The sequence below is a fragment of the Micromonospora sp. M71_S20 genome, from assembly GCF_003664255.1.
Lineage (GTDB): Bacteria > Actinomycetota > Actinomycetes > Mycobacteriales > Micromonosporaceae > Micromonospora.
Window position 1 is genome coordinate 1555509 of the sequence record NZ_RCCV01000001.1, and the last position, 24244, is coordinate 1579752.

25 protein-coding genes and 1 pseudogene are annotated in these 24244 nt (G+C 73.3%); 10 read left to right on the forward strand and 16 right to left on the reverse strand.

The window, feature by feature from the left end:
- Positions 1 to 232: 232 nt before the first annotated feature.
- Positions 233 to 1453, forward strand: coding sequence for an exodeoxyribonuclease VII large subunit (xseA, locus tag DER29_RS06865; RefSeq protein ID WP_121396570.1), 1221 nt, complete (start codon positions 233 to 235; stop codon positions 1451 to 1453).
- A 36-nt stretch (positions 1454 to 1489) separates the two neighbouring features.
- Positions 1490 to 1702, forward strand: a complete 213-nt coding sequence (locus tag DER29_RS06870) for an exodeoxyribonuclease VII small subunit (protein ID WP_121396571.1) — start codon at positions 1490 to 1492, stop codon at positions 1700 to 1702.
- Between the two features lie 113 nt (positions 1703 to 1815).
- Here the strand turns inward: DER29_RS06870 and DER29_RS06875 are convergent, their stop codons facing one another.
- From DER29_RS06875 to DER29_RS06885, 3 genes are all read right to left on the reverse strand, one after another.
- Entirely contained in the window at positions 1816 to 2670 is an 855-nt protein-coding gene (locus DER29_RS06875) for a hypothetical protein (protein ID WP_121396572.1), read from the reverse strand.
- A 245-nt stretch (positions 2671 to 2915) separates the two neighbouring features.
- Complete coding sequence (locus DER29_RS06880) at positions 2916 to 3722, reverse strand: hypothetical protein (protein ID WP_121396573.1); 807 nt, start codon at positions 3720 to 3722, stop codon at positions 2916 to 2918.
- 111 nt (positions 3723 to 3833) lie between these two features.
- The gene (locus tag DER29_RS06885) at positions 3834 to 4547 is read right to left on the reverse strand and encodes a DUF4245 domain-containing protein (RefSeq protein ID WP_121396574.1); all 714 of its coding nucleotides are present in this window, start codon (positions 4545 to 4547) and stop codon (positions 3834 to 3836) included.
- A gap of 152 nt (positions 4548 to 4699) precedes the next feature.
- Between DER29_RS06885 and glpX the strand changes: the two genes are divergently transcribed.
- Together glpX and DER29_RS06895 are read left to right on the forward strand one after the other, a co-directional pair.
- Positions 4700 to 5731 carry a class II fructose-bisphosphatase gene (gene glpX / locus DER29_RS06890; RefSeq protein ID WP_121396576.1) on the forward strand — a complete coding sequence of 344 codons (1032 nt, stop codon included), beginning with the start codon at positions 4700 to 4702 and terminating at the stop codon, positions 5729 to 5731.
- Positions 5728 to 6708 carry a DMT family transporter gene (locus DER29_RS06895; protein ID WP_121396577.1) on the forward strand — a complete coding sequence of 327 codons (981 nt, stop codon included), beginning with the start codon at positions 5728 to 5730 and terminating at the stop codon, positions 6706 to 6708. The genes glpX and DER29_RS06895 overlap by 4 nt, the downstream gene beginning before the upstream one ends.
- A gap of 107 nt (positions 6709 to 6815) precedes the next feature.
- Here DER29_RS06895 and DER29_RS06900 read toward each other — a convergent pair whose 3' ends face one another.
- From DER29_RS06900 to DER29_RS06930, 7 genes are all read right to left on the reverse strand, one after another.
- A complete protein-coding gene (locus DER29_RS06900; RefSeq protein ID WP_121396579.1) occupies positions 6816 to 8405 on the reverse strand; it encodes a hypothetical protein in 1590 nt (529 codons plus the stop codon).
- Between the two features lie 66 nt (positions 8406 to 8471).
- Positions 8472 to 9440 (reverse strand): NAD(P)/FAD-dependent oxidoreductase, encoded by a 969-nt coding sequence (locus DER29_RS06905; protein ID WP_121396580.1) that lies wholly within the window; start codon positions 9438 to 9440, stop codon positions 8472 to 8474.
- 116 nt (positions 9441 to 9556) lie between these two features.
- A complete protein-coding gene (locus tag DER29_RS06910; RefSeq protein ID WP_121396582.1) occupies positions 9557 to 10210 on the reverse strand; it encodes a rhomboid family intramembrane serine protease in 654 nt (217 codons plus the stop codon).
- Positions 10211 to 10322: 112 nt separating this feature from the next.
- Positions 10323 to 11021: a lytic transglycosylase domain-containing protein gene (locus DER29_RS06915; protein ID WP_121396583.1), complete on the reverse strand. Its 699-nt coding sequence runs from the start codon at positions 11019 to 11021 to the stop codon at positions 10323 to 10325.
- Between the two features lie 275 nt (positions 11022 to 11296).
- Complete coding sequence (locus DER29_RS06920) at positions 11297 to 12712, reverse strand: PhoH family protein (RefSeq protein WP_121396585.1); 1416 nt, start codon at positions 12710 to 12712, stop codon at positions 11297 to 11299.
- A gap of 380 nt (positions 12713 to 13092) precedes the next feature.
- The gene (locus DER29_RS06925) at positions 13093 to 13431 is read right to left on the reverse strand and encodes a hypothetical protein (protein ID WP_121396586.1); all 339 of its coding nucleotides are present in this window, start codon (positions 13429 to 13431) and stop codon (positions 13093 to 13095) included.
- Between the two features lie 31 nt (positions 13432 to 13462).
- Positions 13463 to 13807: a hypothetical protein gene (locus tag DER29_RS06930; protein WP_121399059.1), complete on the reverse strand. Its 345-nt coding sequence runs from the start codon at positions 13805 to 13807 to the stop codon at positions 13463 to 13465.
- 264 nt (positions 13808 to 14071) lie between these two features.
- Between DER29_RS06930 and DER29_RS06935 the strand changes: the two genes are divergently transcribed.
- The 3 genes from DER29_RS06935 (at position 14072) to otsB (ending at position 15956) form a co-directional block, all read left to right on the forward strand.
- Positions 14072 to 14512, forward strand: coding sequence for a helix-turn-helix transcriptional regulator (locus DER29_RS06935; RefSeq protein ID WP_121396587.1), 441 nt, complete (start codon positions 14072 to 14074; stop codon positions 14510 to 14512).
- Between the two features lie 162 nt (positions 14513 to 14674).
- Positions 14675 to 15028, forward strand: coding sequence for a hypothetical protein (locus tag DER29_RS06940; RefSeq protein ID WP_121396589.1), 354 nt, complete (start codon positions 14675 to 14677; stop codon positions 15026 to 15028).
- A gap of 103 nt (positions 15029 to 15131) precedes the next feature.
- A complete protein-coding gene (otsB, locus tag DER29_RS06945; protein WP_121396591.1) occupies positions 15132 to 15956 on the forward strand; it encodes a trehalose-phosphatase in 825 nt (274 codons plus the stop codon).
- 108 nt (positions 15957 to 16064) lie between these two features.
- On the opposite strand, the gene DER29_RS06950 is transcribed toward otsB, so the two are convergent.
- The 4 genes from DER29_RS06950 to DER29_RS06965 form a co-directional block, all read right to left on the reverse strand.
- The gene (locus DER29_RS06950) at positions 16065 to 16835 is read right to left on the reverse strand and encodes an isoprenyl transferase (RefSeq protein WP_121396592.1); all 771 of its coding nucleotides are present in this window, start codon (positions 16833 to 16835) and stop codon (positions 16065 to 16067) included.
- Between the two features lie 31 nt (positions 16836 to 16866).
- Positions 16867 to 18063: a geranylgeranyl reductase family protein gene (locus DER29_RS06955; RefSeq protein WP_121399060.1), complete on the reverse strand. Its 1197-nt coding sequence runs from the start codon at positions 18061 to 18063 to the stop codon at positions 16867 to 16869.
- 82 nt (positions 18064 to 18145) lie between these two features.
- Positions 18146 to 19006 (reverse strand): hypothetical protein, encoded by an 861-nt coding sequence (locus DER29_RS06960; protein ID WP_121396593.1) that lies wholly within the window; start codon positions 19004 to 19006, stop codon positions 18146 to 18148.
- 42 nt (positions 19007 to 19048) lie between these two features.
- Positions 19049 to 20890 carry a phosphoenolpyruvate carboxykinase (GTP) gene (locus tag DER29_RS06965; RefSeq protein WP_121396594.1) on the reverse strand — a complete coding sequence of 614 codons (1842 nt, stop codon included), beginning with the start codon at positions 20888 to 20890 and terminating at the stop codon, positions 19049 to 19051.
- Positions 20891 to 21027: 137 nt separating this feature from the next.
- On the opposite strand from DER29_RS06965, the pseudogene DER29_RS36180 reads away from it, so the two are divergent.
- From DER29_RS36180 to DER29_RS06975, 3 genes and pseudogenes are all read left to right on the forward strand, one after another.
- Positions 21028 to 21118: pseudogene (locus DER29_RS36180) on the forward strand (GtrA family protein); the annotation flags it as partial.
- Positions 21119 to 21288: 170 nt separating this feature from the next.
- On the forward strand, positions 21289 to 21822 hold the full coding sequence (locus DER29_RS06970) for a GtrA family protein (RefSeq protein WP_121399061.1): 534 nt from the start codon (positions 21289 to 21291) through the stop codon (positions 21820 to 21822).
- A gap of 65 nt (positions 21823 to 21887) precedes the next feature.
- Positions 21888 to 22625, forward strand: a complete 738-nt coding sequence (locus tag DER29_RS06975) for a GtrA family protein (RefSeq protein WP_121396596.1) — start codon at positions 21888 to 21890, stop codon at positions 22623 to 22625.
- 67 nt (positions 22626 to 22692) lie between these two features.
- Here DER29_RS06975 and DER29_RS06980 read toward each other — a convergent pair whose 3' ends face one another.
- Both DER29_RS06980 and DER29_RS06985 read right to left on the reverse strand, forming a co-directional pair.
- Positions 22693 to 23265 carry a PH domain-containing protein gene (locus DER29_RS06980; RefSeq protein WP_121396597.1) on the reverse strand — a complete coding sequence of 191 codons (573 nt, stop codon included), beginning with the start codon at positions 23263 to 23265 and terminating at the stop codon, positions 22693 to 22695.
- 84 nt (positions 23266 to 23349) lie between these two features.
- Entirely contained in the window at positions 23350 to 24225 is an 876-nt protein-coding gene (locus tag DER29_RS06985; protein ID WP_121396598.1) for a biotin--[acetyl-CoA-carboxylase] ligase, read from the reverse strand.
- Positions 24226 to 24244 lie beyond the last annotated feature (19 nt).

A 24244-nucleotide genomic window follows, 5' to 3' on the forward strand; every position in this document is an offset into this window, starting at 1 on the left:
GCCGGCGGCGCGCGCGGCCGCCGGCGCCCCTCCGGAAGGCCCTTCCGGCACCGACGCGCCCAGGGTGATCCTGATCCCACCATGCGATCGCGCGGGGCCCCGGCACGCCGGCCCGACCGCCGCCGGGCCGGTGCCGACCGGGTGCCGCCCGCCCCGCCGAGCCGCGCCCGCCGGACCGGCCACGCCGAGTCGCTCGCGCGGGGCTGTCCGGGGCGGGCCGTAGGGTGGGCCGGTGAGCACAGGCGAGGTGGGGCGGAGCACGTCCGAGGAGCCGTGGCCGGTCCGGGTGGTCAGCCAGAAGGTCGGGGCCTGGATCGCCCGGCTGGGCTGGGTGTGGGTGGACGGGCAGGTGGCGCAGATCAGCCGCCGGCCGGGCGCCAGCACCGTCTTCCTCACGCTGCGGGATCCGTCGGCCGACCTGAGCCTGACGGTCACCACCAACCGGGACGTGCTGGACGTGGGCGCGCCCGAGCTGCGCGAGGGCGCCCGGGTGGTGCTGCACGCCAAGCCGGAGTTCTACGCCGCCCGGGGCACGCTGAGCCTGCGCGCCGACGAGATCCGGCAGGTCGGCCTCGGCGAGCTGCTGGCCCGGCTGGAGAAGCTGAAGAAGCTGCTCGCGGCCGAGGGGCTGTTCGACCGGGCGCGCAAGCGCCGGCCGCCGTTCCTGCCCAACCGGGTCGGGCTGATCACGGGCCGCGCCTCGGCCGCCGAGCGCGACGTGCTGACCAACGCCCGCCGGCGCTGGCCGGCGGTGGAGTTCCGCACGGTCAACGTGGCCGTGCAGGGGCCGAGCGCCGTTCCGCAGATCGTCGACGCGCTCAAGGTGCTGGACGCCGACCCGACCGTCGACGTGATCGTCATCGCCCGGGGCGGGGGCGGCATCGAGGACCTGCTGCCCTTCTCCGACGAGGCGCTCTGTCGGGCCGTCTTCGCCTGCCGCACGCCGGTGGTCAGCGCGATCGGCCACGAGACCGACGCGCCACTGGTCGACTACGTCGCCGACGTACGTGCCTCGACGCCGACCGACGCCGCCAAGCGCGTGGTTCCGGACCTTACCGAGGAGGTGCGCGTCATCCGGCAGGCCCGGCACCGCCTCGAACGCGCGGTGCGCAACCTGGTGGACCGCGAGTCGCACCGGCTCGACGGCCTGCGCTCCCGACCGGTGCTGGCCCGCCCGCAGGTGATGGTCGACCAGCGGCTCGCCGACCTGACCGGGCTGCGCCAGCGGGCCGGGCGCTGCCTGGACCACCGGCTCGCCGCCGCCGACGACGACCTGCGGCACACCCTGGCCCGGCTGCGCGCCCTCTCCCCCGCCGCGACCCTCGACCGGGGCTACGCGATCGTCCAGCGCGCCGACGGCCACGTCGTGCGCGCGGCGTCCGAGGTCGGCAAGGGCGACCCGCTCCGGGTACGCCTCGCCGACGGCGAGCTGGCCGCGACGGTCGACGGCTGAGCGGGGACGGGATCACGATGTGGTGGGATGGCAACGATGACTGACGAGAAGAAGGACGAACGGCTCAGCTACGAGCAGGCCCGCGCCGAGCTGGCGTCGGTGGTCGAGCGGCTGGAGACCGGCGGTACGACGCTGGAGGAGTCACTGGCGCTCTGGGAGCGCGGCGAGAAGCTCGCCGACACCTGCCAGCGCTGGCTCGACGGCGCCCGCGCCCGCATCGACGCCGCCCGCCAGGACCCCGCCTCCTGACCCACCCCCGCGCGTCGATCATGGAGTTGTGGTGGGCGATACAGGGCACTTTGCACCTTGTGTCACCCACCACAACTGCATGATCCACGGGGTGGGAGCGGGGGCGGGGTGGGTCAGTTGAAGAGGTTGTAGAGCTCCGCCGGGGCCTCCACGACCTGGTCGGCCGGCGGCTTCTGGGCGGCGGTGGCGCTGCCGTAGTCCGAGTACGTGATCCGGATGTCCTGCGCCTTGGTCTGGCCGGCGGCCGGGATCTGGATGACCATCTCGCTGAGCCGGCCCTGCGGGTCGAGCTTCGCGGTGAACGGCACCGACTTGGCCTGCGCCCCGAGGGCCGTGATCACCGTCGGGTCCACCGAACCCGCCTCCGCCGCCTTCGACACGTCGATCGTGCCGGCGTACGCGCCCTCGCCCGTCTGACGCACCTCCGTGATGCCCTGCGTCAGCACCTCGCTGCCGGCGGGGTCGACCTTGTCGAAGTCGAAGCCGAGGTTGCGGTTGCCCTTGATCCGGGTCTGGTCCAGGTGCTGGTACTTGCCGAGGTTGAGCTTCTGCACTCCCGGCACGCTGCTGGCGGTCGTGCCGCCGAGTTCGACCTTCACCCAGCTGTCGGGCTTGTAGTGGACGAGGTCGAGCTTCATGAACAGGTCGTCGGTCGGCTTGCCGATCGTCACCCGCATCTCGGCGCTCTGGGTCGGCTCGTGCACCCGTCCCTCGGCCGTCGAGCCGACGCCGGACATGGTGAACCGGAAGTTGCCGTTGCTGATCTCACGGGTGGAGGCCAGCAGCGCCTGCTTGGCGTCACCGGACGCCGGGGCCGCGCTGCCGGAGGCCGCGGGCGTACCGGACGCCGAGACGGACGGGGAGGCGGACGAGCCCGCCGTCGGGGTCCCGGAGGCGTTGCAGGCGGCCAGACCGGGAGTGAACAGGGCGGCGGCCACCAGGCCGGCGCTCAGGCGTCGAACAGTCATACGTGTCTCCCACATGGGTCACCCGACGCACCTGGCGGCGGCCGGAAACCGGGCGGCGCACCACGTCGGCTGCGCCGCGCGAACCCCCTGAGGCCGGCTGCCGGGGCGACCGGTCCGGGTCCGCCCCACTCCTGTTCCCTGTCGCCGCGTCGCACAATCACCGGGATGTCCGGTTGCCCCCGACGGGCGACCCCGGAACGCGGAAACGGGGCGGCCGAGGCCGCCCCGTTTCCGTTCTGCCGGTGCTAGTTCTTGAACATCTCGTACGTCGCGTCGGACGCCTCGACCACCTTGTCGGCCGGCGGCTTCTGCGCGGCGGTGGCGTTGCCGTAGTCCGCGTACGTGACCTTGATGTCGTGCGCCTTGGTCTCGCCGGCGCCCGGCACCGAGATGACCAGCTCGGTGAGCCGGCCCTCCGCGTCCACCTTGGCGGTGAAGGGCAGCGCCTTGGCCTGCGCGCCGAGGGCCTTGACCGTGTCGGCGTCCAGGGCGGAGGACTCGGTCGCGGCGGACGCGTCGAGCTTGCCGGCGTAGCTGCCCTCGGCGGTCTTCTGCACCTCGGTGATGCCCTTGGTCAGCGCTGCGCTGCCGGCCGGGTCGACCTCCTCCATGTAGCGGCTGAGCTCACCGGCGCCCTTGACCTTGGACTGGTCGAGGTGCTGGTACTTGCCCTTCATCTTGTCCGCGCCCGGGATCATGGCGCCCAGCTCGCCGAGGTCGAGCATCACCCAGCTGTCCGGCTGGATGAAGATCAGCTCCATGCCCATCGATGTGCCGGAGCCGTCGTCGAACTTCATGGAGAACTGGGCGCTGTTGCTGGGCTTGTGGACCAGGCCCTTGCCGCTCAGTCCGTCACCGGCCAGGGTGAAGGTGAAGTTGCCCTTCTCGATCTCCTTGGTGGAGGCGAGTAGCGCCTCCTTCGGGTCGGCGGGCACGGCCGACGCTGCCGAGCCCGCGTCGGCCGGCGCGGGACCGTCCGACTTGCAGGCGGCCAGGCCGGGAACGAGCAGGGTGGCGGCGAGCACGCCGACGCTCCACCGTCGAATGTTCACAGTTGTCTCTCTTCGTGAAACGGTAAGCACCCGGCGGACTTCAGCCGCCGGGCAGTGAGCCGGGGCAGCGTAGCCGATCCGACCGACACTCGGGGGGCGGTTTCCGGCCGCCTACCGGATCGCGGTGGCCAGGTGTCGCAGCTCGTTGTCCCGGGCGTCGCCGACGACGATCACGGTCCGGTTCGGTTCGAGCAGGACCAGCGCCTGCTCGTTGCCCCGGGCGGTGTACCGCTGCCAGGTGCGCCCGCCCAGGTCCGTCTGGCCCTGCGGCTGTCCCTCGGCGGTCAGCTCGGTCGGCAGCAGCCGCTCCGGCGGCACGCTGCTCTGCACCAGCTGGACGGCCCGCCCCTCCGGCGTGAGATAGCCGAGTCGGAGGCTCGACCCACCCTCGACGGTCTGGAATTTCGCGCTGACCGTGCGCCAGCCGTCGCCCAGCTCCGCCGGCTCGCTGACCGGGAAGGCGTTGGCGGCCCGCGCCGATTCGAGGGCGGGCGCCGGGTCGACGGTCGTCGGCTGGTCGCCGCCGAGGAACCCCCGGTAGAAGGCCAGCAGCAGGGCGATCGGGACCAGCAGCACGAGCAGCGAGATCGCCATGTCCTTCGGCGAGCGCTCCGACTTGCGGGTGTCGATCCCGGGCGGCGGAGCGGGCCGCTCGCCCGTCTCCGCCCCGCCGTCGGGCGGGGCCGCCCCGGGGGCGCCGCCGGGTTCGACCAGCGCCGGCTCCCCCTCCGGCACGGCGGCGGCCCGGCTCGGGGCGACCGGCGGCTGGCCGTCCGGCGGCGTCGAGTCGGCGGGTACGCGATCGGCAGGCTGTGCGGCTTCCACCCCACCATCTTCGCAGCCGCCCGACCGGCCGTATCCGGGCCATCACCGCCCCGACCCGGCGCCGGGTGAGCGATCGTGTGAGGATCAGCGACAAACCCGGCAGCGGCGACGCCGCACCCTGCCGCCCCGCAACGTCGCGAGGAGGAGCCGTCATGACGAACACCAGGACGCGGATCCCACAGGATCTCGACCGCAACCTCGCCCTCGACCTGGTCCGGGTCACCGAGGCCGCGGCGATGGCCGCCGGTCGCTGGGTCGGTCGGGGCGACAAGGAGGGCGGCGACGGAGCCGCGGTCGACGCGATGCGCAAGCTGATCAACTCGATCCCCATGCGGGGCGTCGTGGTGATCGGCGAGGGTGAGAAGGACAACGCCCCGATGCTCTTCAACGGCGAGCACGTCGGCGACGGCACCGGCCCGGAGGTGGACGTCGCCGTCGACCCCGTCGACGGCACCACGCTGATGAGCAAGGGCATGCCGAACGCGGTGGCGGTGCTCGCCGTCTCCGAGCGGGGTGCGATGTTCGATCCGAGCGCGGTCTTCTACATGGAGAAGCTCGCCGTCGGGCCGGCGTACGCCGACGTGGTGGACATCAACGCCGGGGTGGCCGAGAACCTGCGCCGGATCGCCAAGGTCAAGGGCACGGACGTCTCCGAGGTCACGGTCTGCGTGCTGGACCGCAGCCGTCACGACGACCTGGTCACGCAGATCCGCCGGACCGGGGCGGGCATCCGGTTCATCTCGGACGGCGACATCGCCGGTTCCATCGCGGCGGCCCGCGGCGAGTCGGACGTCGACGTGCTGATGGGCATCGGCGGCACCCCCGAGGGCATCATCTCGGCCTGCGCGCTCAAGTGCATGGGCGGGGCGATGCAGGCCAAGCTCTGGCCGCGCGACGCCGAGGAGCGGGAGAAGGCGCTCGCCGCCGGGCACGACCTGGACCGGGTGCTCACGACCGACGACCTCGTCACCGGGGACAACTGCTTCTTCGTGGCCACCGGCGTCACCTCCGGCGACCTGCTGCGGGGCGTGCGCTACCGGGCCGGCGGCGCGTACACGCAGTCGATCGTCATGCGCTCGAAGAGCGGCACCATCCGGGTCATCGACTCGTACCACCGGCTGGAGAAGCTCGCCCTCTACTCGGCGGTCGACTTCGACGGCCGCCCCCTGGCCGAACAGGAGTGAGCGTCGCCGGGACGCTGGCGCCGGCCCCGTCGGCGGCCCGCCGGATCACCGGCGTGGGCCTCGCGACCGCCTCCGGGCTGGCCGTGGCCGTGCAGTCCCGGATCAACGGCGAGTTGGGCGTACGCCTGGCCGACGGGATCGCCGCCGCGGTCGTCTCGTTCGGGCTGGGCCTGCTGGTGCTGCTGGTGCTGGTCCCCGCCACCCCGGGTGGGCGGCGGGGGCTGGCCGCCCTGCGCGGCGCGCTCGCCGACGGCACGTTGCGGCCGTGGCAGTGCCTCGGCGGCGCGTGCGGCGCGCTCCTGGTCGCCGCCCAGGGCCTGACCATCGGCACCCTCGGCGTGGCGGTCTTCACCGTCGCGGTGGTCGCCGGCCAGTCCGGCAGCAGCCTGGCCGTCGACCGGGCCGGGATCGGCCCGGGCGGTCGCCAGCCGGTCACCGGCCGGCGGCTGGCCGGCGCGGCGCTGACCGTGGTCGCGGTCCTGCTGGCCGTCGGCGACCGGCTCGGCGACCCGGGCACCCTCGGGCTGGCCCTGCTGCCGCTGCTCGCCGGGGTGGCCATCGCCTGGCAGCAGGCGGTCAACGGCCGGGTACGGATGGCCGCCGGGAGCGCGCTGACCGCCACGCTGGTCAACTTCTCCGTCGGCACGGCGGCCCTGCTGGTCGCCTTCGCCGTCGACCTCGCGCTCCGGGGCTGGCCGGCGGGCGGCGCGCCGGCCGAGCCGTGGCTCTACCTGGGCGGGCCGATCGGGATCGTGTTCATCGCGATCGCCGCGGCGATCGTCCGGTTCACCGGCGTGCTGCTGCTCGGTCTGGCCACCATCGCCGGGCAGATCGTCGGCGCCGTACTGCTGGACCTGCTGCTGCCCACCGCGGCCTCCCGGCCGGGCCCCGTCACCCTGCTCGGCGCGGCGCTGACCCTGGTCGCGGTCGGAGTCGCCGCCCTCGCGCCGACCGCGCCCCGGCCCTCGGTCCGCTGACCGTCGCCGACCAGGCCCGGCGGCCAGGGAACGCCGGCCGCCGCGCCACCAGTGCGTGTCGGGTGCCGCGGTCCGGCCGGTCCCCGCGCCACACACCGGCGGCGGGATCAGCGGGGCGGCCCGGCGGGGCCCGCCGGCCAGGGCGGGTCGGCCCGGTGGGCGGGCGCCGTGACCAGCCGGGCCGCCCGCCAGCCCAGCAGCAGCCCCGGCACGGTGGCCACCACGGCGAGCAGCAGCGCCGTGTGGGTGTACGCGGGCCGCCCGTAGAGCCAGCCGACCAGCGGCAGCGCGGCCAGCGCCAGGACCAGCGCGGTGGCCAGCAGCACCTCCAGCGTCCACCGCCCCGACGGCTCGGCCGGCGTCCGGACGGCCAGCAGCAGCACACCGAGCAGGACCGTGAGCAGTGCGACGACACCCGCCTGCGCGAAGAGCAGCGCGCCCGACCAGACCACGGCCAGCAGCGCCCAGGCGGCGACACCGAGCGCGGCCAGGCAGGTCAGCCGCAAGCGGGCAGTGCCGGCCCGCAGCCCCGCCCGCACACCGGACACGGCGAGCACCGACCCGGCCAGCGTGAGCCCCAGGAACAGCGCCAGGAGCGGATCGTCGCGTCGGTCCCCCGGGGTGCTCCGGCCGAGTGCCGGTGGCCGCCCGTCGAACGGATATCCTCCGGCCTCCTCGGATCCGACGAAGCCGAGCCGCTCCCAGCTCCCGTCGGGCCGGCGGACGGCGAATCCGTCCCGGCCGTTGGCCACCAGCACGACGTGCCGGCCGTCGCCGGTGTCCCGCACCGTCAGCTCCTGCGTGGCGATCCGCTCCCCGCGCGGCCCCAGGTCCGGGTACTGCCGGCGGAGCACGGCCCGCTGCGCCTCGGTCGCCCCCCAGGCCGGACGCCAGCTGCGACCCGCGTCGTCGCTCTGCTCGACGGCGAGCCGGCCGGGGACCACCCGGTAGCAGCGCGTCGGCGTGGCGGTCGAGCAGCCCCGGCTGAGGGAACCGGCGACCGGCCCCTTCGCACCGGTCAACGCCTCGGCCTCGCCCCGCGTCGGGTCGCGCCACGTCGCCCCCGCGTCGTCGCTCACCCGCCAGGCGGGACTGTCGTCGAAGACCTTGTCGGCGTAGCCGTGGCCGATGCCGGCCGCCAACCGTTCGTCGAGGACCGCCGCCCGGACGGCGTCGGGGTGGTGGACGGGGCTGGTGGCCGCCACCGCCAGCGTCGCCGCCGGCAGCAGCACCAGCAGCCGGACCAGCCGGGCGGAGCGCCGTCGCACCGGCTCCCGCCGCGCCCGGGACCAGCTCCACCATGCGAGGGCCAGCGCCGGCAGGGCGAACAGGTCGGTGCCGTCCGCCCGGACCAGCGACGGCCCGCTGACGGCGCTCCACGCCGCCGAGGCGACGGCGGCGGCGTACCCGCTGGACTTGACCGCGGTGAACCCGGCGGCGACGAGCCCGAGCCCGAGCCCGGCGGCGGCGCGGGCCGGCAGCCGCGGCGCGAGCAGCGCGAGCAGCACCGCGACCAGCGGCGGCGCGAGGACCAGCCCGGCGATGTCGCTGAGCTTGCCGGTCACCGGGCCGGGGAAGGCCGCCTTGAGCAGGTGGTCGTTGGTCACCAGCAGGACGAGGGCGGCGACCGTCGCGGGGTGCCCCAGCCAGGCCAGGGCCGCGGGAGCGCCGTCGCGGCGCGGGGGCGGAGCGCTCATCGGCCCACGATCACAGTCGTTGATCTCGATCCGGCCACGGCCGGGGCAGCATCCGGTACCGGCGCGTCAGGTGCCGTCGGACGAGTGTCCGGGGAACAGGTGCGCGCTCGGGTCGATGACCACCGCCGCGTTGTTGACCGCCGTGGCGGCCTCGCCGAAACCGGTCGCGATCAGCCGCACCTTGCCCGGGTACTCGGTGATGTCGCCCGCCGCGAAGACCCGGGGCAGGTTCGTCGCCATCGCGCTGTCGACCACGATGTGCCGGCGGTCCAGCCGCAGCCCCCACTCGGCCAGCGGGCCGAGGTCGGCGGTGAAGCCGAGGGCGGCCACCACCGTGTCCACCGGCAGCAGCTCCGCCGCGCCGCCGCGTACGGTGATCTCGGCGCCGGTGACCGTGCCGTCGCCGTGCAGCCTGGTCACCTCGGCGTTGACGATCACGCGCACCGGCAGCCCCAGCACCCGGGCGACGGTGGCCGCGTGGGCCCGGAACTTCTCCCGCCGGTGCACCACGGTCACCGAGCGGGCCAGCGGCTCGAGCGTCGACGCCCAGTCGAAGGCGGAGTCGCCGCCGCCGACGATCAGCACGTCCCGGTCGGCCAGCTCCGTCGGCTGCGGTACGAAGTAGACGATCCCGGCGCCGGCGAAGTGCTCCGCCACCGGCAGCGGGCGGGGCGTGAAGCTGCCCAGCCCACCGGTGACGATCACCGCCCCGCACCGCAGCTGCCCGCCGCCGGCGAGACCGAGCACCGGCTGCCCGTCGGCGTACGAGAGCTTCTCGGCGCGGGTGCCGAGCAGGTAGCACGGGTCGAAGGGAGCCGCCTGGGCGACGAGGTTGGCCACCAGCTCCCGCCCCTTGACCGCCGGGAAGCCGGCCACGTCGTGGATCAGCTTCTCCGGGTACATGGCGGTGATCTGACCGCCGGGCTCGGGCAGCGCGTCGACGACCGCGACGGAGAGCCCACGGAATCCGGCGTAGTACGCCGCGAACAGCCCGGCCGGGCCGGCCCCGATCACCGCGACATCGACCTCGCGCATGTGCGTACCGTCGCTTTCCGCTCACGGATCAACGCGTGCTGATCTCGACGGTAGGGCCGGCGGCGCACCCGGGCAAGCACGTCCCACCGGGCCGCACGGCACCGGCGCGTCGGCGCTCAGGGCATGGTGAGCGTGGACTCCGAGCGGTGGGGACCGCCCAGGTCTCCCCGGCGGCGCCGGAAGATGATCGCGGCGACCACCCCGCCGAGCAGCCCGAACAGGTGGCCCTGCCAGGAGATCCGCTCGTCGGTGGGGAGGATGCCGACCAGCTGCCAGCCGTAGAGCAGGCCGACGAGCAGGAAGACCGCGAAGTTCCACCAGCTCCGCTCGACGATGCCCCGGGTCAGCAGGATGCCCAGGTAGCCGAAGATGACGCCGCTCGCGCCGACCACCACCGAGGTCGACGAGCCGGTGAACCACACCCCCAGCCCGCTGACCAGGATGATGACGAGCGTCGACCAGAGGAAGCGGCGGGCGCCGGCGGCGAGCACGAAGGTGCCCAGCAGGATCAGCGGGATGCTGTTGCTGTAGAGGTGGTCGAAGCCGTGGTGCAGGAACGGCGAGAAGAAGACCCCGTCGAGCCCGTCGATGCGCTTCGGGATGATCCCGGCCGTGGCGTCGAGGCCGAACGCGAGCCCCTGGTCGAGGGCCTCGATGAGGAAGAGGAACGGCACCACCGCGCACATGGCGACGAAGGCCCGGCCGAGCGCGGCGTAGAACGCCTCGGTGCCGAACCGGTGCGGGTCGCCGCTTCCCGGGTGCAGGGTCACCCGTCAAGAGCTATCAGGTGTGGGGCGCAGCCGCCACTTCTGCGGCGATCCGTACCCGGAACGACGAGGGCGGGATGTGTGGACGCCCACACACCCCGCCGTCGGAGGTCGATCAGTACCAGCCCACGTCCTGCGAGTGGGCCCAGGCCTTGCAGGGCGAACCGTAGCGGCCCTCGATGTAGCCGAGGCCCCACTTGATCTGGGTCGCCGGGTTGGTCTGCCAGTCGTCGGCGACGGAGCCCATCTTGCTGCCCGGCAGCGCCTGCGGGATGCCGTACGCCCCGGACGAGGAGTTGCGGGCCTTGTGGTTCCAGCCGCTCTCCTTGTCCCAGAGCTTGTTCAGGCACGGGAACTGGTCCATCCCGAAGCCCGCCTTCACCATGAGCGCGCAGCCGACCTCGCGGTTGCCGCTGAACTCGGCGCAGGACGCCGGGATCGGCCCCTCGTACGGCTTGCTCTCGGCAGCCTTCGCGGCCGCAGCCTTGGCGGCGGCCTCGCGGGCCTTCTTCCGCGACGCGGCGGCGGCCTCGGCCTCGCGGGCGCGCCTGGCGGCCTCCTTCGCCGCCGCGGCGGCGCGCAGCTTCGCCTGGTACTCGGCGGTCCGCTGCTTCGCGGACTGCACCTGCTGGGCCGCCTGCCGTTCGCGCTGGTACTCGAACTCGGCCTGCTCGACAGCGACGCCGACCTGTGCGGTCAGGCCCTGCTGCTGGGTCTGTCGGTCTTCGCCCAGGTAGACACCGCCAGCGACGCCCACGGAGAGCAGCGCGACAGCGGCCGTACGGGCGCCGAACCGGCTCCACAGCCGACTCACGAAGTGGTCCCTTCGTCGGGTGCAAGGACACGGCGCGGGGCGGCAACCCGGGTGGGTCGCGTCCGCGTCGCGAGCGCCCCGACCCGGTGCCGGTCGCAGCCGACGTACCCCGGTGGATGCTGGCGCGTCCTGTGACGAACGATCACCAACGATCTTCTCGGTACGTGGGCGCTCGTTGGACACCATTGCGCACGGTGAGGCCGATGGGAAACGAAGAGACTCTATTGTGATCTGCGCCACAAAGAGAATGCGGACAAACCTCTATAGAAAGGGCGTCATTGCGGGATGTCCTCCAGGAGATCCGTCACCATCGCGGCGATCGGCGAACGCTCCGAACGGCTGAGGGTGACGTGGGCGAAGAGCGGATGGCCCTTGAGCGCCTCGATCACCGCGGTCACCCCGTCGTGCCGGCCGACGCGGAGGTTGTCCCGCTGGGCGACGTCGTGGGTGAGGACCACCCGGGAGCCCTGGCCGATCCGGGAGAGCACCGTGAGCAGCACCCCGCGCTCCAGCGACTGCGCCTCGTCCACGATCACGAAGGCGTCGTGCAGGCTGCGGCCCCGGATGTGCGTCAGCGGCAGCACCTCCAGCAGCCCCCGGGAGGTGACCTCCTCCAGCACGTTCTCGTGCACCACCGCGCCGAGGGTGTCGAAGACCGCCTGCGCCCAGGGCGACATCTTCTCCGACTCCGAGCCGGGCAGATAGCCCAGCTCCTGGCCGCCGACGGCGTAGAGCGGGCGGAAGACGATCACCTTCTTGTGCCGGCGGCGCTCCATCACCGCCTCGAGCCCGGCGCAGAGGGCCAACGCAGACTTGCCGGTGCCGGCCCGTCCGCCCAGGGAGACGATGCCCACCGACTCGTCCAGCAGCAGGTCGAGCGCGATCCGCTGCTCGGCCGAGCGACCGTGCAGCCCGAACGCCTCCCGGTCGCCACGGACCAGCCGTACGGTCTTGTCGGGCAGCACCCTGCCCAGCGCGGAGCCCCGGCCCGAGTGCAGCACCAGGCCGGTGTGGCAGGGCAGCCCGGCGGCGGCGTCCAGGTCCAGCGCCTCGCCGGCGTAGAGCTGGCCGATCTGCTCCTCGGCGAGTTCCAGTTCGGCCATCCCGGTCCAGGTGGGGTCGCTGGCCTGGCCGTGCCGGTACTCGTCCGCCCGCAGGCCCACCGAGGCGGCCTTGACCCGCAGCGGCATGTCCTTGCTGACCAGGGTCACCTCCCGCCCCTCGGCGGCGAGGTTCAGCGCGACGGAGAGGATCCTGGTGTCGTTCGAGTCGGTGCGGAACCCCGGCGGCAGCACGCCGTCGTCGGAGTGGTTGAGCTCCACCCGCAGCGTGCCGCCGGAGTCGTTGGCGGGCACCGGGCGGTCCAGCCGCCCGTGCCGGACCCGCAGCTCGTCCAGCATGCGCAGGGACTGCCGGGCGAACCAGCCCAGTTCCGGGTGGTGCCGCTTGCCCTCCAGCTCGGAGATGACCACGAGGGGCAGGACCACCTCGTGCTCGGCGAAGCGGTGGAAGGCCGCCGGGTCGGACAGGAGCACCGAGGTGTCCAGGACGAACGCCTGGCCCGCTGGTCGGGGCTCCTCGGTGTCGACCGGAGCGGCGGACGCGCCGCGGCGGCTCCGGGTGGCGCGGCGGGTCGTGGCAGTCGCGGCCGGGGTCTGGTCGGTCCCGGCGGGCGTACGGCGAGTCGTCACAGGCCTGCTCCGACGGATGGGCACCCGCCACCCGTGTTCCGCCTCCTCCGGTGCCCGGGGACACGGGGTCGGATGCGGAACCCCGTGCGCGAGGTCGCAGATCCGGGCGGACCGGCTGGCCCGGGAGAACCCCGTGCCATGCCTAGACGCTAGCCGCGTCGGACCCCGTCGGCTAGAGGGCGGAGGTGGATCTCCGGGGACCGGCGGGTGAACTCGGCCGGCGGCGGAACCGGCCGGGATGCATGCCCCCTGCGCGCATCCCGGCCGGTGGGACCACCGTCACCGGTCTGACGTGGTCCCGACGGTGCGTGTCCGCCGCGGACGACGCACCGCGTCCTGGTTCCGGTCGACGGGGCCTCGGGCTCCCCGTCGACCGGGGTTCAACCGGTCCGCCGGACCAGGGTGCCGGTCGGGTGCCGCCCGGCGACCGGGGCGACCGGCGCCGAGAACGACGAGCCGGTGTACGTGGTGCCGGGCCGCACCACCGTGCCGGTGACCCGGGTGGTGGCGGCGGGCGACGGGCCGGCCAGGGCGGAGGCGATGGCGGCCTGGGCGTCGCGGCGACGCCGGTTCCACGCCCCCCGGTCGCCGTCGAAGTAGCCCTGCCGGTAGCCGAACCGGTAGCCGATCCGGTAGCTGAGCTGACCGTGCAGCCGCCCGGCCGCGTAGCTCGTGGCGCCGAGGACGAGGACGAGGAAGACGGCGAGGAAGGGGCTCATCCGGCGGCTCCGGTGCGCCGCGGGTCCCGGGTCATCGCTCCTCCGGCTCGGTCGACGTGGGCTCGGCGACCAAAAGCCGGTCCAGGTCGTCGGTGCTGACCTCCTCGACCAGCTCGACGCTGATCCGGCAGCCGTCCAGGACGACCTCGGCCACCGAGGAGCGGCGGATCTCCCCGCCGGCGTCGTACACGCGGACGCTGACCTCGGGGCAGCCGAGGTGGGTACGCCAGGCGTCCCACTCGGTGCGGTCGCCGACGCTGAGTGACAGGTAACGGCAGCCCCGGGCGAGGTAGAGCCGCCATGGCGCGCTCAGGCCCGTGGCCACCCCCTCCGCGATCAGGCCGAAGGCCTGGGCACGGGTGGCTAGCTCGGTCACCACACCCCCCTCGCGCCGGGGGCGTGACGCATGTGAGCACTGATCGTCTCATGCACGTGACACACCGTAGATTGTCTCATGGACGTGACAGTATCAGCTTTTCGTCCGTTTACGACGACCTCTACGGGCATCTATCCTGCCCAGGTGACACCCCTCAGGAGCGGTGCCGGATCGTTTACCGGCGCCTCGACAACTACGTCACGTCCGCGTGACAACAGCGTGCCAGGACACGCGCCGGTGGACGGATGGTCGTACCGTCACCGAGTGACCGAGACGGCCAACGCACGGAAGATCGCCTTCGCCACCTTCGTCCGGAGGGCGCTCGACGAGGCCCGGGCCACCCGGGCGTGGAGCGGCACCGAGGTGTCCCGTCGCACCGGCGTCTCCCGTCAGACCATCAACCGTTGGGTCCGGGGCGACTGGGCGAGCGACCCGGAGGCCGAGCGCGTGGTCGCGTTCTGCGAGGGCCTCGGCCTCAGCCCGGCGACCGCCTTCGCCGCGCTGGGCTGGGAACGGGCGACCACCCAACGCAGCACCCCGGCCCCACCGCCGATGGACCCGGACGTGGAGGCGCTGCTGCGTCGGCTCGTGGACCCCGACGTCTCCGACGCGGAGAAGTTCCACATCCGGGAAACCATCAGATATCTCGCGTATCGCCCCACACTCCCGGTCGATGTCCGAAAACGAGGGAAACAGGCCGGCTAGTTCCTCAGATGGCGAAAGAACGGCAGGTCAGACTCATTCGTTTCGCTCCGGGGCCGGAACGGGCGCGCTAGCGTCCGTACTCGTACTGCTTGGGCTCGTCGTCGGCGGGGGGACGGGACAAGGCCGAACCCAGCCCTGCGGGACAGAAGGAGGGGTCTGTCCATGACCCTGAAGTGGATGGCAGTCGTGATCGCCACCGTGTCGCTGACACTGGGCGTGACCGGAAACGTGGTGACCCTGGCGGTCAACGGCGGGCAGCTTCCCCTGCTCGTCAACCTCGTCGCGCTCACCTGTGCCGGCACCGCGGTGATCCTGGCCGTGGTCGCCGAGCTGCACCACCGGCTCGACGACCGGGTCAGCGCGCTGACCGAATTCCTGGTCAACAAGCTGCAGGAGATCGAGGAGCGCACCGGCGACCGCAACAGCGGATTCGTCGAGGGTTACCTGCTCAACCACGGCCAGGAGGCCGCCGTCGTGCCGTTCGGCCGGCGGGGACGGGGAGCCGCCGAACGCTGACCGTCGGGCCCGTCGCACCCCGACCGCGCGCCCCCGGGGCACCGGCCGGAGGCCACCTCTCGGCCGGGGGTTGAGCCGCCCCACCCGGGGTACGCTGTCGCGCGTGCCGCCGTTGAATCTGGGCAACCAGCAGCCGAGGATCCCGTTGGACGCCGACCAGGCCTGGCGGACGACCGCCGGGAGGGCGGCCGGGACCGTGCTCTTCTTCGACTTCGACGGCACCCTGGCGCCTGTCGACGACGATCCCACCGCCGTGCGTCCCGCCCCGAAGGTGCTGGCGGCGATCGAGGCGCTCGCCCCGGTCGTCCGGCGGATCGCGATCGTCTCCGCGCGTCCGGTCGACTTCCTCCGCGACCACCTCGGTGGCCTCGCCGGCGTCGACCTGTACGGGCTCTACGGCCTGGAGCACAGCCACTCCGGCGGCGAGACCGTGACGGAGCCGGCGGCCCTGCCCTGGGTGCCCACCATGGCGGAGCTGGCCGACCTGGCCCGGGCCGAGCTGCCCGAGGGCGCGCTGGTGGAGTACAAGCGGCTCTCCGTGGCGCTGCACTGGCGCACCGCGCCGCAGCTCGGCGCGTCCGTGGAGCGGTGGGGCCGGGCCCAGGCCGAGCGGCTCGGGCTCAAGGTCCAGGCCGGGCGGATGGTGCTGGAGCTCAAGCCCCCGGTCGATCGCGACAAGGGCATGGTCATCGACGAGATCGTCCGGGACGCCGAGGGCGCCTGGTACTTCGGCGACGATGTCTCCGACATCAAGGCGTTCGCCGCGCTGCGGGCCCGGGCCGCCGCCGATCCGCACTTCTTCGGCGTCTGCGTCGCCGTCGCCAACCCCGAGACGGGCCACGAGGTCGCGGAGGCCGCCGACCTGACCCTGGACTCCCCCGCCGCCCTCGGCGCGTTCCTCACCGACGCCACCCGGCACCTCACCTGACGCGTCCGGGCCGGGCCGGGGCGACGCGCCCGGCCGGCCCGGCGAGGCCTCGGAAGCGGCCGGGCTACGCGCTCGGGCCGGCCGGTCCGGCGAGGCGTTCCGGGTCGGTCAGGCGCCGTAGCGGCGCTGGCGGTTGGCGTAAGAACGCAGGGCGCGCAGGAAGTCGATGTGCCGGAACTCCGGCCAGTTGAGTTCGCAGAAGTAGAACTCCGAGTGCGCCGACTGCCACAGCATGAAGCCGGAGAGGCGCTGCTCGCCGCTGGTGCGGATGACCAGGTCGGGATCGGGCTGGCCCCGGGTGTAGAGGTGTTCGGCGATGTGCTCGACGTCCAGCACCTCGGCCAGTTCCTCGAGGGTGCCGCCGGTGGCGGCGTACTCCAGCAGCAGCGACCGCACCGCGTCGGTGATCTCCCGCCGGCCGCCGTAGCCGACCGCGATGTTGACCTCGGTCCCGCCGCTGCGGTCCCGGGTGCGTTCCTCGGCGGCCTTCAGCGCGGCGGCGGTCGAGGCCGGGAGCAGGTCGAGCGCGCCGACCATCCGCAGCCGCCAGGGATTGCCCTCCTCGGCCAGCTCGACCACCAGATCCTCGATGATCTGGAGCAGCGGGTCGAGTTCCTTGGCCGGTCGGCGCAGGTTGTCGGTGGCCAGGAGGTAGAGCGTCACGTGCCCGATGCCGGCCTGGTTGCACCAGCCCAGCATGTGCTTGATCTTGACGGCGCCCATCCGGTGGCCGTCGTTCGGGTCGACGTAGCCCATCTCCCGGGCCCACCTGCGGTTGCCGTCGCACATCACGCCGACGTGCCGGGGCACCGGCTTGCCCGCGAGCTTCGCCGTGAGGCGACGCTCGTACACGGAATAGATCAGGTCCCGCAGAGTCATCACCCTGCAGCGTAGCGACCTGCGCGCCGGATCACCGCCTCGGAGTCCGCTCCCGCGCCGACAGACCGATGCCGATCATGCCCAGCGTGCGGGCGTCGAGCCGCCCGTCGCCCAGCCCCAGCTCCACCACCGTCCGGTAGACGCGGTCGTCCCGATCCGCCGCGCGGACCGCCGCGTCGACCACCCGGCGGCGCCGGGCCAGCCATGCCGCCAGCGAGCTGTGCCGCAGGTGGGTCCCGAGGCGTCGGCGCAGCGTCGCCGCGTACCGCCGAGCGGCCTGCTCGGGCGTGCCGGCGGCCGCCGCCCCGGCGAGCGCGCCGGAGAGCAGCGCGTAGAAGATGCCCTCGCCGGTGAACGGGTTGATCAGGGAGAGCGCGTCGCCGGCGAGCAGCAGCCGGCCGCGCCCGGGAGCGGGCCGGTGCGTCGACAGCGGCAGGTGGTGGGCCCGCAGGTCGGTGACCGTGGCCGGGTCCGTGCCGGGCAGCAGCGCGCCGAGCCGGTCGACCAGGTGCGCCCGGGTCAGCGGCTCGCCCCGCAGCACCTCCCCGTACCCGACGTTCGCCCGACCGTCCCCGATCGGGAACGACCAGGCGTACGCCGGCCAGCGCGGCGCCGAGGTGACGATGAGCTGTTCGGGCGGGCCGGGCAGCGCCGGGGCGTACCCCCGGATGGCGAGCGCCAGGTGCCGGTCGGGATTCGGCCGGTGCCCGAGCGCCCGCCGGACCACGGACCCGGCGCCGTCCGCGCCGACCACCGCCCGCGCCGCCAGCGCGCCGTCGAGCACCACCCGGTCCGCCCGGACCTCGACGTGCCGCACCGCGTGCCGGCGCAGCCGCGCGCCGGCCGCGACCGCCGCCGCCACCAGCCGGGCGTCGAAGACCATCCGGGGCACGGTGTACGCCGGCCGGGGCAGCGCCCGGGCCACGGCGCCGCCGCCCGGACCGACCAGCCGCAGCGCCGGCAGTGGCGCGTACCCGGCCACCGCGTCGGGCACCCCCAGCTCGGCCAGCACGTCCAGCGCGTGCGCGGCGATGCCGTCCCCGCACGCCTTGTCCCTCGGGAAGTCGGACCGGTCCAGCAGCAGCACGCTCGCCCCCGCCCGCCGGGCGGCCAGCGCGGCGGCCGACCCTGCCGGACCGGCCCCCACCACCACCACGTCGAACTCGTCGCCCACGGACTCGTCGTCCACTGCGTCGCCTCCCACCGCCGGTCCGGCTCCTGTGGCCATCCTGCCGCCGGAGGCGCCCACCGCCTCGAAACCCGCCCGGCACGTCGGCCAGCCCACCCCGTGCCGGGTGACCAGCAGGGCCCTACGCCGGCCGAGCGGCGCGTTCGGCGCGGGTGGCGCGCCAGAGGCCGTAGATCGTCAGTGCGGCGGCGGCCACCAGCGGGCCGCCGTCGCGGACCAGCCCGTCCGGGCCGAGCAGCCACCAGCACAGCGGCAGGTCGACGGCGAGCACGATCGCGGTGACGGCCACCAGCAGCGTGCGCGCCCAGCCCTTGCCGCGCATGAGGAAGGCGGTGCAGAAGAGCACCGCGTAGCTGGTCACGATCCCGGCGGCGAACCAGAGCAGCACGGCGGGCACGGCGGCGAGCCGGTCGTCCAGCACCGCGCCGCCGGCGACCAGCGCCGGGACCAGCATGAGCGGGCTGTAGGTGAACGCCGCGACCCGGCTGGTGAGCAGCCAACCGCTGACCTCCGGCCGGCGGGGCGGGGTCTCCCGCCAGGAGATGCCCTCCCGGTCGATGACCAGGCGGGGCCGGTGGCGGACCAGGTGCCCGGACACCGCGGGCGAGCGGTAGAGCAGCCAGACCACGGCGGTGCAGAGCACGGTGAGCAGGGCGAACCCGAGCAGCCCCGGCAGCGGCGGCACCCCCTGCCGGGGCACGATCAGCCGGCCGATCGCGAAGACCGTGGTCACCGCCAGGATCAGCCCGAACGGCCGGGCCACGGTCCGGCCCCGACGGACGTGCCCGATCAGCAGCAGGAAACCGAGCGAACGGAGCATCGCCCAGCCCGTCCGCACCGCCAGCCCGAAGCCCTGCTCCGGGGCGTACCACCAGTTGAGCAGCTCGACCACGACGGTGGCCGCCGCGGTCAGCGCGAGCAGTGCGGTCAGTGCCCGGACGGCGGACGGCCGCCGGACCTCGGTCGCGGCGGCCGTCCTCATGGGATCCGATGATGCCCGGTCGGGGCGTCTGTCACACCTGTCTCAGCGCTGCGGCGCCGCGTCGAGCCGGGCACGCAGCGCGTCCAGCTCCGCCCAGAGCACGCCCGGCAGCTTGTCGCCGAACTTCTCGAACCACTCGGTGACCATCGGGAGCTCCTTGCGCCACTCCTCCGGGTCGACCTTCAGCGCGATCCGGACGTCCTCCGGGGTCATGTCGAGGCCCTCGACGTCGAGCGCGTCCTGGGCCGGGACCATGCCGATCGGCGTCTCCACCGCCTCGGCGCGCCCCTCGATCCGCTCGATGATCCACTTGAGCACCCGGGAGTTCTCGCCGAAGCCGGGCCAGAGGAAGTTGCCCTCCGGGTCCTTGCGGAACCAGTTGACGTAGTAGATCTTCGGCAGCTTGGACTCGTCGCCGTCGGTGCCCTTGCCCATCTCGATCCAGTGCCGGAAGTAGTCGCCGGCGTGGTAGCCGATGAACGGGAGCATCGCCATCGGGTCGCGCCGGACGACGCCGACCGCGCCGGAGGCGGCGGCGGTGGTCTCCGAGGAGAGCGTCGCGCCCATGTAGACGCCGTGCACCCAGTCGCGGGCCTCGGTCACCAGCGGGATGGTGTCGCGGCGGCGACCGCCGAAGAGGATCGCGTCGATCGGCACGCCGTTCGGGTCGAAGTAGTCCTCGGCCAGGATCGGGCACTGGGTGATCGGGGTGCAGAACCGGCTGTTCGCGTGCGAGGAGAGGCTGTCGCTCTCCGGCGTCCAGTCGTTGCCCTTCCAGTCGACCAGGTGCGCCGGCGGGTCGCCCATGCCCTCCCACCAGATGTCCCCGTCGTCGGTGAGGGCGACGTTGGTGAAGATGGAGTTGCCGCGGTCCAGCGTCCGCATCGCGTTGGCGTTGGTCTTCCAGTCGGTGCCGGGCGCGACGCCGAAGAGGCCGTACTCGGGATTGACCGCGTAGAGGCGGCCGTCCGGGCCGAAGCGCATCCAGGCGATGTCGTCGCCGATGGTCTCGACCTTCCAGCCCGGGACGGTCGGCTCCAGCATGGCCAGGTTGGTCTTGCCGCAGGCCGACGGGAAGGCCCCGGCGACGTGGTAGACCTTGCCCTCGGGCGAGGTGATCTTGAGGATGAGCATGTGCTCGGCGAGCCAGCCCTCGTCGCGGCCCATCACGCTGGCGATGCGCAGCGAGTAGCACTTCTTGCCGAGCAGCGAGTTGCCGCCGTAGCCGGAGCCGAAGGACCAGATCTCCCGGGTCTCCGGGAAGTGCGAGATGTACTTCGTCTCGTTGCACGGCCACGCCACGTCCTGCTGGCCGGGGGCGAGCGGGGCGCCGATGGAGTGCAGCGCGTGGACGAAGTCCGCGTCGTCGCCCATGGCCTCCAGGACCTTGGCGCCCATCCGGGTCATGATGCGCATGGAGGCGACCACGTACGGGCTGTCGGTGATCTCGACGCCGAACATGGGGCTCTCGGCCTCGACCGGGCCCATGCAGAACGGGATGACGTACATGGTGCGCCCGCGCATGCAACCGCGGTACAGCTCCGTCATCGTCCGCTTCATCTCGGCCGGCGCCATCCAGTTGTTGGTGGGGCCGGCGTCCGCCTCGTCGACGGAGCAGATGAAGGTGCGCTCCTCGACCCGGGCGACGTCCGTCGGGTCGGTCCGCGCGTAGAACGAGTTGGGCTTCTTCTCGGGGTTGAGCCGGATCAGGGTGCCGGCCTCGACCAGCTCGTCGGTGAGGCGGCGCCACTCCTCGTCGGACCCGTCCACCCAGACGACGCGGTCGGGGGTGGTCAGTTCAGCGACCTCACGGACCCAGGCGAGCAGTTTCGGGTGGGACGTCGGGGCCTGATCGATACCCCGAACGGTAGCCGGAGCAACCATGACACATCTCCTTGGTGGTCGACGCTGACCGATCTATGGGATGCACGAGTCTTGACGGCGCGATGCGTCGCCTTCGTGGAAACCTGGGATTGGCCTCAGCGTAAACCGGGCGAGGTCACCAGTCAGTGGGACTGGTTGTGAAGAACTGCACAAGGTACGGGCACGCTGCGGCATCACGAGCTAATACCCGCTTTCACGAGCAGTTTCACGCAAATCCTGTGGGGAACCCGTCACGGGCCGGGCCGGGCCGCGTCCCCGGCGGCGGAACCCGCGAACCGCCCCGGAGGACGCCCGGTCCCGTTACGCTCTGTCCACAGGCGCACACCCGGGCGAGCGGTCCGCCGTTGCTACCCGTGCGGGATGACCCCAGCCGGTAGGCTCGCGTCGTGGCCGCGACGATGACCGGGGAGCCAGGCTCCTCGCAGACCCGCCCGGGTCTGGTCCGCTCGCTGGTGGACCGTTTCGGTCACCTGGTCCGCGAGTTGAGCAAGTTCGCCACCGTGGGCGGCATCGCCTTCCTGATCGACTTCGCGCTCTTCAACTACCTGACGAGCGTGCGGGGTGTCGAGCAGGTCACCGCGAAGACCATCTCGACGGTGATCGCGGCGTCCGTCGCGTTCGTCGGCAACCGGTTCTGGACGTGGCGCCACCGCAAGCGCTCCCACCCGGCCCGCGAGTACGCGCTGTTCTTCTTCTTCAACGGCGTCGGCCTGGGGATCGCCGTGGCCTGCCTGGCGATCAGCCGCTACGGACTGGGCAGCATCTGGCCGGAGGTGTTCCAGACCCCGCTGGCCGACAACGTCGCCAGCTTCATCGTCGGGACCGGGCTCGGGACGCTGTTCCGGTTCTGGTCCTACCGACGGTTCGTCTTCGTCGAAGCGGGAACCCCGTCCGTTCCGGAAGAGAAGCACGACCGAGACCACCGGGCGTGACCTACCGCCCACCTTCGTCCCGGCCGGAGCCTGCCGGCCCCGCCCACTGCCCTAAGGTGTTCCGCATGCGTCTTGTCCGTCTGCTGCCTGAGCGCTGGCAGAAGTTCATCCACGAGGCGCTCAAGTTCGGAATCGTCGGCGGCGTCAACACCGTAATCAATTACGCCGTGTTCAATGTGCTCGCACTGACCGTTTTCGTGGACGGTCAACTTAAGGCGACGGTCATCGCGACCGTGGTGGCGACGATCACGTCTTATCTGATGAATCGTCACTGGACGTACCGTGATCGCCCCAAATCGGCCATGCGGCGCGAGTACGTCCTCTTCTTCCTCTTCAACGGTGCGGGCCTGCTCATCGAGTTGGGCGTCCTGGCCGCCGCCAAGTACGGGCTGGGCCTGACCAGCCTGCTGGCCCTCAACGTGGCCAAGACCGGTGGCGTGCTGCTCGCGACGCTGTTCCGCTTCTGGTCCTACCGGACGTTCGTCTTCCAACCGGCGCCGGCCCACGCGGCCGAGACGTGGCACAGCATCCCGCGCGACGAGTGGGACACCATGGCCGAGATGGACCCGGTGGCCGAGTTGGCGGAGTCGATCTCCGAGCTGGAGGAGTCCGAACCTCCACCCGGCGCCGCGCGCCGTGGCCCACGCGTCGCGCCCGGCCCCGAACCCGCGTCGGCGGCGGCCCCCGTCCAGGGGCGCCCCGTCCCGCTCGACGCCGGCCTCGGCGGCGCCCTCGACCGGGAGCTGGAAGCGGAACTGGCCGCCGAACTCCAGGCCACCACCCGCCGTCCGCCGCGCCGCTGACCCACCCGCCGCCCCGGCCTGACCGGTTCCGGCCCGCTTCGGGCCACACCGGTCAGGCCGGGCCGGTTCAGGCGGTGGGGTCGCGCAGCGACTTGCCCTCGTGCAGGTCCGCCAGGATGTCGCGCATCTCGCCGTCGCCGAGGGAGTGCTTGTCGTGGTGGGCCTCCACCAGTTCGTAGAGCCTGGTCTGGACCTGGCCGACCCCCGGCACGTCGTGCAGGACGGACTGGCCGCGCTCGCCGGCGGACTCGATGGTCAGCGTCCCGCAGCCGAGCAGGCGCTCCACGAACCGCTGGTTCATGGCGTGGTCGTTGATCCGGGTCAGCGGGATGTCCCGCCGGTCGCGCGAGAGCACCCCCTGCTGGAGCAGCACCCGCTCGTTGGTGAAGAGGTAGTGGGTGCTCCGCCAGACCAGGAACGGCCAGAGCGCCAGCCACAGCACCGCCAGCAGGGCCAGGCCGCCGATGACGGCGAGCGCGATCGAGCCGCCCCCGCCGGACGGCAGCAGGACCAGACCGGCCACCACCGCCGCGACGGCGAGCACGAGCACCGCGACCGGCCGGATCAGCGCCTTCCAGTGCGGGTGCAGGTGCAGCACGACGTGCTCGTCCTCGGTGAGCACGTCATCGGGGAACGCCACGGGAACCTCCTCGCAGAAACGGACGCGCTGACCGTAACCGCTCCCCTCACGCCGGGGGATCAGCCGCGCGGCGGGAGTCGCCGTTCAGCGGAGGTGCAGGACGTCGCCGGCGGCGAGGGCACGGGTGCCGGTGGGGGTGGCGACCAGGAGCTGGCCGTCGGCGTCCACGCCGGTCGCGGTGCCGGTCACCTCGTCGCCGCCGGGCAGCAGCACGCGTACCTGCCGGTCGATCGTCGCGCAGCTCGCCAGGTAGGCGTCGCGCAGGCCGCTGGCGACCGCGTCCCCGCCGGCCGCACGCCACTCGCCGTACCACTCGGCGATCCCGCGCAGCAGGGCCCGCAGCAGCGGGTCCCGGTCGGTGGCCGCCGCGCCGGCCAGTTGCAGGGAGGTCGCCGGCAGTCCCGTCGGATTCTCCGGCAGCTCGTCGGCGCGCAGCGTGACGTTGAGGCCGACACCGAGCACGATCGCGGGCGGCCGGGCCGGCGAGGATCCCGGCACCGCCTCGGCGAGGATGCCGGCGCACTTCGCGTCGCCGACGAGCAGGTCGTTCGGCCACTTCAGGCCCGCGTCCAGCTCGGCCAGCCGGGTCACCGCCTCGACCAGGGCGACGCCGGCGAGCAGCGGCAGCCAGCCGTACCCCGTCTGGGGTGCGGCCGGCCAGCCACGGTCGGCGACGGCCTCCCCGGGGCGGAGCAGCACGCTGGTGGCGATGCCGGCCCGGGCCGGCGACTGCCAGGCCCGGCCGCGCCGGCCGCGCCCGGCGGTCTGCCGCTCCGCGACCACCACCAGGCCCTCGGGCTCGCCGGCCCGGGCGGCCTCGGCGACGTCCGCGTTGGTCGAGCCGGTCTCGACGCGCAGCTCCAGCCGGGTCCAGGGCCCGTTCGGGGCGACCAGCGCCCGCCGCAGCCGCGCCGCCGACAGCGGCGGGCGGTCCAGATCGGTGTACGGCGAGCCCGGCATCCCGTCAGCCTACGGCCGC

Excerpts from the sequence above, each read along its gene's own strand:
- DER29_RS06870 (WP_121396571.1), top strand. The coding sequence starts at position 1,490 with ATGACTGACGAGAAGAAGGACGAACGGCTCAGCTACGAGCAGGCCCGC.
- DER29_RS06875 (WP_121396572.1), bottom strand. The coding sequence starts at position 2,670 with ATGACTGTTCGACGCCTGAGCGCCGGCCTGGTGGCCGCCGCCCTGTTC.
- glpX (WP_121396576.1), top strand. The coding sequence starts at position 4,700 with ATGACGAACACCAGGACGCGGATCCCACAGGATCTCGACCGCAACCTC.
- DER29_RS06900 (WP_121396579.1), bottom strand. The coding sequence starts at position 8,405 with ATGAGCGCTCCGCCCCCGCGCCGCGACGGCGCTCCCGCGGCCCTGGCC.
- DER29_RS06905 (WP_121396580.1), bottom strand. The coding sequence starts at position 9,440 with ATGCGCGAGGTCGATGTCGCGGTGATCGGGGCCGGCCCGGCCGGGCTG.
- DER29_RS06925 (WP_121396586.1), bottom strand. The coding sequence starts at position 13,431 with ATGAGCCCCTTCCTCGCCGTCTTCCTCGTCCTCGTCCTCGGCGCCACG.
- DER29_RS06940 (WP_121396589.1), top strand. The coding sequence starts at position 14,675 with ATGACCCTGAAGTGGATGGCAGTCGTGATCGCCACCGTGTCGCTGACA.
- DER29_RS06950 (WP_121396592.1), bottom strand. The coding sequence starts at position 16,835 with ATGACTCTGCGGGACCTGATCTATTCCGTGTACGAGCGTCGCCTCACG.
- DER29_RS06955 (WP_121399060.1), bottom strand. The coding sequence starts at position 18,063 with ATGGCCACAGGAGCCGGACCGGCGGTGGGAGGCGACGCAGTGGACGAC.
- DER29_RS06960 (WP_121396593.1), bottom strand. The coding sequence starts at position 19,006 with ATGAGGACGGCCGCCGCGACCGAGGTCCGGCGGCCGTCCGCCGTCCGG.
- DER29_RS06965 (WP_121396594.1), bottom strand. The coding sequence starts at position 20,890 with ATGGTTGCTCCGGCTACCGTTCGGGGTATCGATCAGGCCCCGACGTCC.
- DER29_RS06970 (WP_121399061.1), top strand. The coding sequence starts at position 21,289 with ATGACCGGGGAGCCAGGCTCCTCGCAGACCCGCCCGGGTCTGGTCCGC.
- DER29_RS06975 (WP_121396596.1), top strand. The coding sequence starts at position 21,888 with ATGCGTCTTGTCCGTCTGCTGCCTGAGCGCTGGCAGAAGTTCATCCAC.
- DER29_RS06985 (WP_121396598.1), bottom strand. The coding sequence starts at position 24,225 with ATGCCGGGCTCGCCGTACACCGATCTGGACCGCCCGCCGCTGTCGGCG.